The sequence below is a fragment of the Janibacter terrae genome, assembly GCF_039636765.1.
Lineage (GTDB): Bacteria > Actinomycetota > Actinomycetes > Actinomycetales > Dermatophilaceae > Janibacter > Janibacter terrae.
In genome coordinates, this window is the sequence record NZ_CP144167.1 from 2,778,714 (window position 1) to 2,791,159 (window position 12,446).

The window sequence follows — 12,446 nt, forward strand, 5'->3', positions numbered from 1 at the left end:
GAGGCTGGACCCCATGTTCGCCCAGCCCGGAGACAGCTTCTACGAGCAGGTCGGGGGGCACGAGACCTTCGTGCGCCTCGTGCACGCCTTCTACCAGGGGGTGGCCGGGGACGAGACGCTCCGCGCCCTCTACCCCGAGGAGGACCTCGGTCCGGCGGAGGTGCGGCTGCGGATGTTCCTCGAGCAGTACTTCGGCGGCCCGGGCACCTACAGCCAGGAGCGCGGCCACCCGCGTCTGCGGATGCGTCACGTCAACTACGCGGTGACCCCGGACCAGCGCGAGCGGTGGATGCGCCACATGATGGCGGCCATGGACACCCTCGACCTGCCCGAGGCCCACGACGCCGCGATGCGTGACTACTTCGTGCGTGCGGCGGACATGCTCGTCAACGCCGACGACGACGGGAACCGCCTGTGAACGACCCCTCCACGAAGGCCGGGGGCACCCCCTTCGCCCTGCACGAGATCCACGCCGCCGACCCCGCGGGCTCCCCGTGGTGGCGCGACGCCGTGATCTACCAGATCTACCCGCGGTCCTGGGCCGACGGCGACGGGGACGGCGTCGGCGACCTGCCCGGCATCGCCTCGCGCCTGGAGCACCTGCGCGACCTCGGCGTCGACGCGGTGTGGCTCTCCCCCTTCTACCGCTCCCCGCAGCGCGACGCCGGCTACGACGTCGCCGACCACCGGGACGTCGACCCGCTCTTCGGCACCCTCGACGACGCGGACGCGATGATCGCGCGCGCCCACGAGCTCGGGCTGCGCGTCGTCGTCGACCTCGTGCCCAACCACACCTCCAGCGACCACGCGTGGTTCCGGGAGGCGCTGGCCGCCGGCCCGGGCAGCCCCGAGCGCGCACGCTACGTCTTCCGTGACGGGCTCGGCGAGGACGGGTCGCTCCCGCCGACGAATTGGCTGGCCAACTTCGGCGGTGGGGCCTGGACGCGGGTGCTCGAGGCCGACGGGACCCCCGGCCAGTGGTACCTGCACCTCTTCGACCCGAGCCAGCCGGACCTGGACTGGACCAACCCGCAGGTGCGCGCCGACTTCGAGACCACCCTGCGCTTCTGGCTCGACCGCGGCGTCGACGGGTTCCGCGTCGACGTCGCCCACGGGCTCGTCAAGGACCCGGCCTTCCCGCCCTTCGGCAAGCACCCGGGCGGGCTCATGGAGGTCACCCACGAGGCGCCGTACTGGGACCAGGACGGCGTCCACGAGATCTACCGCTCCTGGCGCGCGCTCCTCGACTCCTACGGCGCACCCGAGCGGATCCTGTGCGCCGAGGCGTGGGTCGCGCCCGCCGACCGGCTGGCGCGGTACGTGCGCCCCGACGAGATGCACCAGGCCTTCAACTTCGACTTCCTCGAGACGCAGTGGCATGCGGGGGCGCTGCGTGAGGCGGTGCGGCGCTCGCTCGCGGCCAACGACTCGGTCGGCGCGCCGTCGACGTGGGTCCTCAGCAACCACGACGTGCTGCGGCACGCGAGCCGGTTCGGCCTGCCGGTCGGGCAGCCGCGGCCCAACGGCATCGGCGCCGCCGACCCGCAGCCCGACGCCGAGCTGGGCGTGCGCCGCGCCCGGGCCGCGACGGCCCTCATGCTCGCGCTGCCCGGGGGCGCCTACGTCTACCAGGGCGAGGAGCTCGGCCTGCCGGAGCACACGAGCCTGCCCGACGAGGTCCGCCAGGACCCGACCTTCGCCCGCACGGGCGGGGTCGAGCTCGGACGGGACGGCTGCCGCGTCCCGATGCCGTGGACGAAGGGGGCCCCGGCCCTCGGGTTCAACGACACCGGCGCGTCGTGGCTGCCCCAGCCCGCCTCGTACTCCGAGCTCGCCGTGGACGCCCAGACCGGGGTCGCCGGGTCCACCCTCGAGCTCTACCGCACCCTGCTGGCGCTGCGCCGCGACCGCCGCCTCGGGCTCGGCGGGCTGGCCGAGGTCGAGGGCCTGCCAGAGGAGGTCCTCGGCTACGTCTCGACCGCGCCCGACGGGACCCGCACGCTCGTGCTCGTGAACCTCTCGGGTGCGCCCGTGGACCTGCCCGACGGCGCGGAGGTGCTGGTCTCCTCCGCCGACCTGGGCGACACCCGGGTGCCGGGTGACGTCACGGTGTGGGCCTCCCTTCGCTGAGATGGCCACGATCCTGCTGATGCACTCGGCGCTCGGGCTGCGCCCGGGGGTCCACGCCTTCGCCGACCTGCTGCGCGAGCGGGGTCACGAGGTCGAGGTGCCGGACTACTACGAGGGTCACGTCTTCGACGGCGAGCGCGAGGGCATCGCGCACCGCGACGCCCATCCCGAGTACTTCGAGACGGTGCGCGAGCTCGTCGCGTCCCTGCCGCCCGAGACGGTGCTCGCCGGGTTCTCGCTCGGTGCGTGGTACGCGCAGCGGCTGGCCGCGCGACGACCGCTGGCCCGCGCGGCGGTGCTGCTCCACTCCGTCGCCGCCCCGCGGCACGCGTGGTCGGGCGTGCCCGTCCAGGTGCACCGGTACGCCGACGACCCGTGGATCGCGCCGACCGACGTGACCGCCCTCGGCGCGGCGGTCGAGGCGAGCGGGGCCCCCTTCGAGGACCACGTGGCACCCGGCCGCGGCCACCTCTTCACCGACCCGGACCTGCCGGGGTACGACGCGGCGCTCACCGCGGCGACGGTCGAGAGGGTCGACGGCTTCATCCGCTGAACGCCGGGTGACGGCGCTAGCGTGGTCGGGTGAGACCCGCCTCGGACTTCGCCTACTTCGGCGACGCGCCCCCCATCGCCCTCGCCCACCGCGGCGGGTCGACCTACGGCCCCAACGTCGGTCGGGAGAACACGGTCGCCGCCTTCCGTCACGCCGTCGACATCGGGTACCGCTACCTCGAGACCGACGTGCACGCGACGTCCGACGGCCAGCTCGTGGCCTTCCACGACGACGTGCTCGACCGGGTGACCGATGCGCAGGGCCCCATCGCGCAGCTGCCGTGGTCGGAGGTCTCGACGGCGCGCATCCGCGGTGTCGACGCCGTCCCGACGATGGACGAGCTCTTCGAGACCTTCCCGGGCACGCGCTTCAACATCGACATCAAGTCCCACGACGCCGTCGAGCCCCTCGTCGAGGTGATCCGTCGGCACGACGCGATCGAGCGGGTGTGCATCGGCTCCTTCAGCGACGAGCGGCTGCGGGCGGTGCGCCGGGCGCTCGGCCCGGACCTCGCGACGTCGGCCGGGCCCCGTGACGTGGCCGCCACCCGGCTCCTCCCCCGCGTGCTGCGGCGCCTGCTGCGCTCGCCCTCCCAGGCCCTGCAGATCCCGCTCAGCCAGCGGGTCGGGCCGGTGCCCGTCGCCCTGGCCACCCGACGGCTCGTCGCCGCTGCCCACTCCCTCGGCAAGCACGTGCACGTGTGGACCATCGACGACGCCGACGAGATGCACCGCCTGCTCGACCTCGGCGTCGACGGCATCGTCACCGACCGGATCGACACCCTGCGGGACGTGCTCGCGGAGCGGGGACACCCCCTGCTGTGAGGCGCCGTCAGTCGACGAGCCCCGTCTCGCGGGCCAGCAGGGCGAGCTGCAGCCGGTCGGCGGCCCCGGTCCTGGACAGGACGGACGAGACCTGGTTGCGCACCGTCTTGTCCGCCAACGACATCCGCCGCGCGATCTCGGCGTTGGAGCGGCCGGCGGCGACGAGCCGGACGAGCTGCAGCTCCCGCGGGGACAACCGGGCGAAGGGGGCGGGCACTCCCCCCTTCGTCCCCTCGCCGAGCAGCTCGCCGCTCCCGACGTCCGGCCCCAGGACGAGTCCGCCGTCGGCCACGGTCCGCAGGGCGCCGAGAAGGACGTCGGGCGCGGTCTCCTTGAGTACATAGCCGGACGCACCGGCACCCAGTGCGGCGCGGGCGCTGTCCCCCGAGGAGGTCATCGTCAGGACGAGGACCCGCAGGTCGGGCAGGAGCGCACGCAGGCGTCGCGTCAGGTCGATGCCGTCGCCGTCGGGGAGGCCGAGGTCGACGACGGCGAGGCTGGGAGCGTGCTGGCCGGCGACGTCGAGCGCCGAGACGACGCTCTCGGCCTCGACCGTGCGCGCCACCCAGGGCAGCCCGGCGAGGAGCGCGGTCAAGCCGTTGCGGACGACCGGGTGGTCGTCGACGACGAGCACGACGTGCCCCGCCGTCGTCCCCTCGCCCGGACTGGTCATGGAGGCAGCCTAGGACCCGGGAGCTCTACCCAGCAGCGGGATTCGGGGCCATACTGACCAGACTGGGGGGACCATTCTTCGTCCACCCCATCGCTTCCCAGCCGGAGACGATCACGATGGCCGTTCACGCGCTTGCCCCGGACTCGCTGGTCCTCGCGATCTCCACCGACGACAGCTGGCTGTACGTCGGCACGGTGACCGAGGTCATCGACCACGGGGGGAGGCACCGCACGACCGGTCACGCGCTCGGCGACGCGCCCCGCGACGACCCTCGGGCCCTCGACTTCTACGACGCAGCCGGCCACCAGCTCCAGCCGCTCCTCGACGAGACGCTCGAGGTCCACGGGTTCGCCACCGCCGACGGACAGGCCTCGCCCGTGGAGGTGCGGCACCGCATCGACCGGGTCCTCGCGTCGGCCAGCGCCCACCTGGCCGCGCACCCCCCGAGCAGCAGCACCCACTACCCGGTCGGCACCGTCGTCCCCGAGGTCGGCGGCGAGCTGCCAGAGGTCCTGGCCCAGCTGCACCGGCTGGAGCACCCGCCCGCCAACGCTCACAGCCGGGGGTGGTTCCACAACCTCCTGCACGCGATGGGATGACGCCCGGGGCCGGCACGGTGACCGTCCGCCGGCGCGCCGGTGAGGCTGCGCTCGGCGGGACCGTGGCGGCCGTCCTCGTCCTGCTCGCTCTCGCGGGGCTGCTCACCTCGGACGGGGCCGACACACCGTCGTCGGTGGCCACGCTCACCCTGGCGGCCGGCTTCCTCCCCCTCGGCATCTTCGTCCTCGGTGCCCGGCCCGGCCACCTCGTCGGCCGGGTCGTCCTGGCCATCGGCCTCGTCGCACTCGCCGCCGTCGCGGCCGCGGGGTGGGCCCACCACGTGGTCGCGGCCTGGGCCACCCAGTGGCTGTGGTGGCCACCTCTGGCGCTCATCCCGCTCGCCCTCCTGGCCTTCCCCGGAGGACACCTCCCCACCGGGTCGCGACGGTGGGTGGCGTGGCTGCTGGTGCTCACCACGGCCGTGAGCACGACGACGCTCGCGACGGCCGCCCTCGGCGCCCCTCGCACGCTCCTCACCTCGGCCCAGGCCGCCCCCGTGGCGGCCCGCCCCTGGGTGGTCGCCACCGTCGCCGGCGCCGTGGTCGTCATCCTGCTGACGGTGCTCGTCGTCATCGACATGGTCGCTCGCGCCCGGGCTGACGACGCCGAAGGGTCCGTGCGCAGCCAGATCCTGTGCCTGCTACCTGCCGGGCTGCTGCTCGTCGCCGGCACCGCCCTCGACGCCGGCGGCATGAGCTACTCGCTCGTGCCGGCTGCCCTGGCACTGCCCCTCGGCATGGGTCTGGCGATCCTGCGGTACGGGGTCGACGACCTCGACCTCGTGGTCAACCGCACCCTCGTCTGGCTGGTCATGAGCGGTGCGGTCCTCGTGGCCTTCGCGCTCACGATCGCGGTGACGAGCAGCACCGTCCTGGGTGAGCGGCCCTTCCTCGCCTCCGCGATCGGCACCGGCATCATCGCCGCCGGGTTCGACCCGTTGCGACGCGTGGTGCAGCGGGCTCTGGACCGCTTGCTCTTCGGCGACCGCGACCGACCGCACCAGGTCGTGGGCAACCTGGGCCGGCGGATGCACCAGGCCAGCGACCCGGGAGGCATGCTCACGGAGTTCGTCGAGACCCTGACCGACGCGCTGCGCGTCCCGTACGCGCGCATCCTCGTCACGACCCGCGGTGCCGAGCCGCTCGTCGTGGCGGAGTCCGGCCGTCCGCAGCCCGGGACGCAGGCCTTCCCGCTGGTCGCCCACGGTGACCACGTCGGCACGCTCGAGGTCGCGCCCCGCCGCGCGGGCGGGGCCTTCACCCCGGCCGAGGAGGCCCTGCTGACGCAGGTCGCCACCCAGGCCGCCATCGCTGCCGAGGCGCACCGTCTGACGCTGCAGCTCCAGCGGGCCCGGACCGTCCTCGTGCGCGCCAGGGAAGAGGAGCGGCTGCGGCTGCGTCACGACCTGCACGACGGTCTCGGGCCCGCGCTCGCGGGGACCCGCATGCAGCTGACGGCCGCCCGGGGACGACTCGCGGGCAGCGCCGCACCGGAGGACCCTGCCGTCGGCCTGCTGCTCGCGAACGCCCTCGAGGTCCTCGCCGACTGCACGGCAGAGGTGCGTCGCGTCGTCGACGGCCTGCGACCGCCCGCGCTCGACCGGGGCCTGGGGACGGCCCTCGCGCAACGCGTCGACGTCCTGCTCCCGGATCACCGCACGACGGTGCAGGTCCCCACGGACCTGCCGGACCTGCCACCGGCCGTCGAGGTGGCCGCGTACCGGATCGCCACCGAGGCGATGACCAACGTCGTCCGGCACGCCCACGCCCGCAGCTGCCGCGTGGACGTGTGCGCGCAGGACGACTGGTTGCACGTCACCGTGACCGACGACGGGGTCGGCGGCGTGCGTCCCAGGGACGGTGGGGTCGGGCTCCAGTCGATGGCCAACCGGGCCGAGGAGCTCGGAGGTACCTGCCGAGTGCTCGACGCGGACCCGGGGACGCGGGTCGAGGTGCGGATCCCACTCGCACCGAGCTGACCCCCTTCGCGCGTCCCGGGACATCGTCCCGTCGGCGGCAGGCGCCTGTCCCTTACCGGCGGGACGCCCGCGGACCCACTCTCGTCATGCAGGCCCCGCCACCCAGAGGGCCACGACGAAGGAGATCACGATGACCACCACGACCCGCACCTCGACCACCCCCCGCCTCGGCACGCGCATGGTCGCCGCTCTCGGCACCGCCGCCAGCGTCGTCGCGCTCGGCGCCGCCACCGCCGCCCCGGTCTCGGCCCGACCGGCCGGGACCAGCTCCGCCGGCTCGTCCGCGTCCACGACGAGCGACTGGTGCAACCGCGACCTCGGGGCCGGCAGCGTGTCCTTCAGCAAGCGCAGCTGGCCGCTCTTCGAACCGGCCTGCATCCTCCCCCGCCTCTGACGACCAGGACCAGGCCGCCCGAGGGCGCGTGACAGGTCACGTCGTGCAGCACGATCGCGATCTTGCTGCACGACGTGACCTGCTGCGCGTGTCGAGGCCGGTCGTGCGGCTCGACCCTGATCAGACCCGGCTGCGCAGCGCCGCGAGGACCTGCTCGACGGCCGTGGGGCGCCCGGCGACGCTCCACACGTGGCCGCGCACCTCGACCTGCTCCGCGCGGCCGCCCGCCGCGGTGACGAGGGCGGCACCGGGCAGCCAGTCCCACTCCGGCACCGACTGCTGGGCCCACACGCCGATGCGGCCCGCGGCGACGGCGGCGAGGTCGCACGAGCCGGAGCCGAACATCCGCACCGTCGCCGCGCCAGCGATGGCCGCCAGCCACGGCTCGCGCAGGTCGTCGACGTGCAGGACGGCAGGGTGCAGGTAGGTCGCCATGGCCACCTCGGCGAGCGGCAGGTCCGCGAGCGCCCCCACGGCCGTGCCGTTGAGCGAGGTCGGCAGGTCGCGCCCGCCGAGCCAGGCCTCGTCGACCGCGGGCTGGTGCACGGCGCCCAGGACCAGCCCGTCGGTGTCGCGCAGGGCCAGCGCGCTGCACCACGTCCCGAGCCCGGCGAGGAAGTTGTACGTCCCGTCGACCGGGTCGACGACCCAGGTGCGGCCGGACCGCGACTCGGCCTCGGCGCCCTCCTCGCCGAGGATGCCGTCGTCGGGCCGCAGGCGACGCAGAGCGCCCTCCACGAGCTCCTCGGCCGCGTGGTCGGCGGCCGTCACCACGTCGGAGATCGAGGTCTTGGCCTGCCCCACGAGCCCGTCGGCGCGCATGCGGGCGGCCAGCTGGGCGGCCCGTCGGGTCAGCGCGGCGGCGAGGGCCGCGTCCTCGATGTCGGCGGGCAGGTCGGCGAGGTGGTCGTCCACGCGCCCCACACTATGGCCGTCCTCAGCGGGCGATGACGAAGCCCCGGTCGGTCGCCACCCGGGTCCACGGCCCGGCCGCGTGCACCTGCGCGACGGCACCGGCGGTGGGCCGCAGGAAGCCGAGCGCGTGCAGCCCGAAGGCCGTCCCCACCGGCACCGGCGGCGTCGTCCGGGTGGGCCGTCCCCACACCCGGGCGCGCAGGTCGGCAACGGCCGCGGCGCCCGAGCCGTCGGGAGCCCCCTCGGCGACCTCGGCGACCCCCTCGCGGGCATGGGCGAGCAGCAGCTCGTCCGGCACGCGCCCGACGGGCTCCCAGCCGGAGCGCGGCGGGCTGATCGCGGCCCACGTGGGCGCGGAGGTCATCGGCGGGTCGGGCACCTCGGTGCCGCCGCGCGCGAGCCGGTCGGTCACGGCCGCGATCGGCACGGTGAGGTCGCGCTCGACCGGCTCGGCCAGGGCGAAGGTCCGCAGGCCCAGCACGAGCCCACCGTTGCCCAGGCCGCGGCCGGGCAGCACGCAGGTCCAGGCCGCGAGGACCGGACCGACCGCCTGGAGGCGCACGTCGCCCCCTTCGTCGACCCGCTTGGCCCGGTTGAGGTAGGTCGTGAGGTCGGCCGCGGACTCCTCGTCGGCGAGACGAAGGGGGGTCATCGCCGGCGGCGCATCGCGACGGGCTCGCCGAGCAGCGAGCCGAGAGCGGCCCGCTCGTCCGCAGTCAGCCGTCGAGGGCCCTGCGCGGCGAGGTCGAAGGCGACGAGCGTGGACTCTGCCCGGGCGTACAGCATGTCGCGGTCGCGGATCTCGTAGCCCATGTCCCAGGTGGCGCCGCCGACCTGGGTCACCCACATCTCGATGGCGATCGGCTCGGGCCGGTAGACCATCTGCTCGAGGTACTCGATCTCCTGCCGCGCGAGGAGCACGCCGGAGCGGAGCATCGTGTCGCCGCCGCTGGAGTGGAACCACTCGCCGAAGGCCCTGATGCGTGCCTCCTCGAGGAGCCGGTGGTACTGCACGTTGTTGACGTGGCCGAAGGCGTCCATGTCGCCCCAGCGCAGGACCACCTCCGCCGTGAACCTGGGGTGGGCAGGGCTCTGGCTGGTCATGTCCACAGTCTCCCACCGGCTCGGTCGCCCGTCCCCAGGGTGTCCGCAGCCCACGGCGACGTCGGTGGGCTCGCCTACGGTGGACGTCATGAGCACCTCCCCCACCACGACCCTGGCCGACGACGCGACCGCGGTCCTGCGCCGGCTCGTCGGACGCGACGACGTCACCTTCCGCGACGGCCAGCTCGAGGCGATCGAGGCGCTGGTCGGCGGCGGCCGTCGCGTCCTCGTCGTGCAGCGCACCGGCTGGGGCAAGTCGGCCGTGTACTTCGTCGCCTCGCGGCTGCAGCGGGCGAAGGGAGCCGGCCCCGCCCTCATCGTCTCCCCCCTCCTCGCCCTCATGCGTGACCAGATCGCGGCGGCCGAGCGCGCCGGGGTGCGTGCCGTGTCGATGAACTCCGCCAACGCCCAGGAGTGGGACGAGGTGCGAGACCGCCTCGCGCGCGACGAGGTCGACGTGCTGCTCGTGAGCCCGGAGCGGCTCAACAACCCGCGCTTCCGCGCGGAGCAGCTGCCCGACCTCACCCGACGGTGCGGCCTGCTCGTCGTCGACGAGGCGCACTGCGTGAGCGACTGGGGGCACGACTTCCGGCCCGACTACCGCCGGATCAAGGACCTGCTCGGGGAGCTCCCGCAGGGCACGCCGGTGCTCGCGACGACGGCGACGGCCAACGAGCGGGTCGTGCACGACGTCGAGGAGCAGCTCGCGGCGGGGACGCAGGACGAGGTGCTCACCGTGCGCGGACAGCTCGCGCGAGACAGCCTGCGGCTGGCGGTGCTGCCCCGCGCCGGGATGGACCAGCACCTCGCGTGGCTCGCCACCCACCTCGGGCAGCTCGAGGGCAGCGGCATCGTCTACACGCTGACCGTGAGCGCCGCCGAGGACGTGGCCGCCGCCCTGCAGGCAGCCGGGCACACGGTGGCCGCGTACACCGGGCGCTCCGACGCCGAGGAGCGCGCGTCGATGGAGGAGGCCCTGCGGCGCAACGAGGTCAAGGCGCTGGTGGCGACGAGCGCGCTCGGCATGGGCTTCGACAAGCCCGACCTGGGCTTCGTCGTCCACCTCGGGGCCCCGTCCTCGCCGGTGGCGTACTACCAGCAGGTCGGTCGCGCCGGTCGCGCCACCGAGCGGGCGGACGTCGTCCTCCTGCCCGGGCACGACGACGTGTCGATCTGGAAGCACTTCGCCTCGGCGTCCATGCCGCGCGAGGACCAGGCCGCGGCGGTGCTCACGGCCCTGGCCGAGGCCGGGCGCGCGCTGTCGACCGCGGCCCTGGAGACCATCGTCGACATCCGGCGCACCCGGCTGGAGCTGCTGCTCAAGGTGCTCGACGTCGACGGCGCCGTCCAGCGCGTGAGCGGCGGCTGGATCGGCACCGGCCAGCCGTGGGTCTACGACGCCGAGCGCTACGAGCGCGTCGCCGCAGCCCGCCAGGCCGAGCAGCAGCACATGCTCGACTACATCGCGACGGACGGGTGCCGCATGGCCTTCCTCCAGCGCACCCTGGACGACCCGAGCGCGCAGGACTGCGGCCGCTGCGACCGCTGCGCGGGAGCGTGGATCGACGCGGACGTCGCGGCCGAGGCCCTCGGGTCCGCCCGCTCGACCCTGGACCGCGCCGGTGTCGACCTCGACCCGCGCGCGCAGTGGCCCACCGGCATGGACCGGCTCGGCGTGCCGGTCAGGGGCAAGATCCCGCCGACCGAGGGGATGTCACCCGGCCGCGCCCTGGCCCGCGTCACCGACCTCGGCTGGGGACCGCGGGTGCGCGACCTCCTGGCGCAGGACCAGCCGGTGCCCGACCAGGTGGTCCGCGCCGTCGTCCGCGTCCTCGCCGAGTGGGGCTGGCAGACCCGGCCCGCCGGCATCGTCGTGGTCCCGTCCCGCAGCCGGCCCACCCTCGTCACCTCCCTCGCCGAGCAGCTCGGCCAGATCGGCCGTCTGCCTGTCCTCGGGACGCTCGACCTCGTCGACGGCGGACCGGTCGGCGACCCCGGCGGCAACTCCGCCTACCGGCTCTCGGGCGTGTGGGAGCGGCTCGCGGTCGGCCCGGAGCTCAACGCCGCCCTGCCCGGTCTCAGCGGGCCGGTGCTGCTCGTCGACGACATCGCCCACTCGCGGTGGACCCTCACCGTCGCCGCGCGCGCCCTGCGGCGTGCCGGGGCGCAGGAGGTCCTCCCCTTCGTCCTCGGCCTGGACGGCTGACGACACGTCCCCCACGTCGTCGCCTAGAGTCACGTCGTTGACCACCAGTCGAGGAGCCCCATGACCGCAGAGTCGATCGAGCAGGCACAGCGCATCGCGCTGAGCACGGCCCTGGCGGCCCTGGACCTCGAGGAGGTCGGGCACGCGACGATCCGGGTCGAGGGTCCCGAAGGGGTGGGCGAGCTCGGCGCGAGCGCCGCCGACGTCTTCGAGGGCGAGAGCATCGCGATGCCCCACGGCCGGGTCTTCGGCGGCCAGGTCCTCGCGCAGGCGCTCGTCGCGGCCGGACGCACGGTCCTGCCCGAGATGCCGCACCGCATGCCGCACTCCCTTCACGCGTACTTCATGCGGCCGGGCGACTCCAGCCTGCCGATCCGCTTCGCCGTCGAGCGCATGCGGGACGGCCGGTCCTTCTCGACCCGGCGGGTCCACGCCCTGCAGCACGGACGACCCATCCTGTCGATGACCGCCTCCTTCCAGGACCCCTCCGACGGGTTGGACCACCACCTGTCGATGCCCGAGGTGCCCTACCCCGAGGACCTCGAGTCGGTCGCGGACGCGTTCGCGCAGGTCGACCACCCCCGTGCGGAGTACATCGCCAGCCGGCCCGTCGACCACCGCTACGTCGACGGCGACGTGACGGTCGTCCCCGCACCCGACCACGAGGGCCGTCAGCGGGTGTGGTTCCGCACCGTCGCCCAGCTGCCCCACGACCAGCTGACCCGCTGCGCCGTGCTCGCCTTCGCCTCCGACTACACCCCCATCGACACCATGCTGCGTGCCCACGGGCTGACCTGGGCGGAGCCCGGGCTGACCGCCGCGACGATCGACCACACCATCTGGTTCCACCGACCGGTCGACCCGGGTGCCTGGTTGCTGTACGACCAGGAGTCCCCGTCGACCCGCTCCGGCCGCGGTCTCATGGTCGGCAAGGTCTTCAACGAGGACGGGGCGCTCGTCGCGACCATCGCCCAGGAGGCGATGGTGCGGATCAAGCCGCCCCGGGCCGACGGCACTGCCTGAGCCCTTCCTCTAAATTCGCGTCCCCGGCCCGCCCCGCGCGGCCCGG

Annotated in this window: 13 protein-coding genes; 9 read left to right on the plus strand and 4 right to left on the minus strand. The window is 74.5% G+C overall.

Going from position 1 to position 12,446, the window contains the following annotated elements:
- The first annotated feature begins 13 nt into the window (after positions 1-13).
- The 4 genes from V3C34_RS13720 to V3C34_RS13735 are packed head-to-tail and all read left to right on the plus strand — an operon-like array spanning position 14 to position 3,507.
- Entirely contained in the window at positions 14-418 is a 405-nt protein-coding gene (locus V3C34_RS13720; protein ID WP_068423285.1) for a globin, read from the plus strand.
- Entirely contained in the window at positions 415-2,130 is a 1,716-nt protein-coding gene (locus V3C34_RS13725; protein ID WP_428832174.1) for a glycoside hydrolase family 13 protein, read from the plus strand. The genes V3C34_RS13720 and V3C34_RS13725 overlap by 4 nt, the downstream gene beginning before the upstream one ends.
- A 1-nt stretch (position 2,131) precedes the next feature.
- Positions 2,132-2,683, plus strand: coding sequence for a dienelactone hydrolase family protein (locus tag V3C34_RS13730; RefSeq protein WP_338537839.1), 552 nt, complete (start codon positions 2,132-2,134; stop codon positions 2,681-2,683).
- A gap of 29 nt (positions 2,684-2,712) precedes the next feature.
- A complete protein-coding gene (locus V3C34_RS13735; RefSeq protein ID WP_338537838.1) occupies positions 2,713-3,507 on the plus strand; it encodes a glycerophosphodiester phosphodiesterase in 795 nt (264 codons plus the stop codon).
- Positions 3,508-3,514: 7 nt separating this feature from the next.
- Here V3C34_RS13735 and V3C34_RS13740 read toward each other — a convergent pair whose 3' ends face one another.
- Positions 3,515-4,180, minus strand: coding sequence for a response regulator transcription factor (locus V3C34_RS13740; RefSeq protein ID WP_346007401.1), 666 nt, complete (start codon positions 4,178-4,180; stop codon positions 3,515-3,517).
- Between the two features lie 116 nt (positions 4,181-4,296).
- On the opposite strand from V3C34_RS13740, the gene V3C34_RS13745 reads away from it, so the two are divergent.
- The 3 genes from V3C34_RS13745 (at position 4,297) to V3C34_RS13755 (ending at position 7,152) form a co-directional block, all read left to right on the plus strand.
- On the plus strand, positions 4,297-4,779 hold the full coding sequence (locus V3C34_RS13745; protein WP_068322657.1) for a hypothetical protein: 483 nt from the start codon (positions 4,297-4,299) through the stop codon (positions 4,777-4,779).
- Positions 4,776-6,758, plus strand: coding sequence for a sensor histidine kinase (locus V3C34_RS13750; protein ID WP_068322654.1), 1,983 nt, complete (start codon positions 4,776-4,778; stop codon positions 6,756-6,758). The genes V3C34_RS13745 and V3C34_RS13750 overlap by 4 nt, the downstream gene beginning before the upstream one ends.
- Positions 6,759-6,888: 130 nt before the next feature.
- Positions 6,889-7,152: a hypothetical protein gene (locus tag V3C34_RS13755; RefSeq protein WP_346007402.1), complete on the plus strand. Its 264-nt coding sequence runs from the start codon at positions 6,889-6,891 to the stop codon at positions 7,150-7,152.
- A 120-nt stretch (positions 7,153-7,272) separates the two neighbouring features.
- Here V3C34_RS13755 and V3C34_RS13760 read toward each other — a convergent pair whose 3' ends face one another.
- The 3 genes from V3C34_RS13760 to V3C34_RS13770 are packed head-to-tail and all read right to left on the minus strand — an operon-like array spanning position 7,273 to position 9,171.
- Positions 7,273-8,067, minus strand: coding sequence for an inositol monophosphatase family protein (locus tag V3C34_RS13760; RefSeq protein ID WP_338537834.1), 795 nt, complete (start codon positions 8,065-8,067; stop codon positions 7,273-7,275).
- A 22-nt stretch (positions 8,068-8,089) separates the two neighbouring features.
- Positions 8,090-8,719: a hypothetical protein gene (locus V3C34_RS13765; protein WP_346007403.1), complete on the minus strand. Its 630-nt coding sequence runs from the start codon at positions 8,717-8,719 to the stop codon at positions 8,090-8,092.
- On the minus strand, positions 8,716-9,171 hold the full coding sequence (locus tag V3C34_RS13770) for a thioesterase family protein (protein ID WP_338537832.1): 456 nt from the start codon (positions 9,169-9,171) through the stop codon (positions 8,716-8,718). Before V3C34_RS13770 ends, V3C34_RS13765 begins: the two co-directional genes overlap by 4 nt.
- An 88-nt stretch (positions 9,172-9,259) precedes the next feature.
- On the opposite strand from V3C34_RS13770, the gene V3C34_RS13775 reads away from it, so the two are divergent.
- Both V3C34_RS13775 and V3C34_RS13780 read left to right on the plus strand, forming a co-directional pair.
- A complete protein-coding gene (locus tag V3C34_RS13775) occupies positions 9,260-11,377 on the plus strand; it encodes a RecQ family ATP-dependent DNA helicase (protein WP_346007404.1) in 2,118 nt (705 codons plus the stop codon).
- A 60-nt stretch (positions 11,378-11,437) separates the two neighbouring features.
- Positions 11,438-12,400 (plus strand): acyl-CoA thioesterase II, encoded by a 963-nt coding sequence (locus V3C34_RS13780; RefSeq protein ID WP_338537830.1) that lies wholly within the window; start codon positions 11,438-11,440, stop codon positions 12,398-12,400.
- Positions 12,401-12,446: the final 46 nt, after the last annotated feature.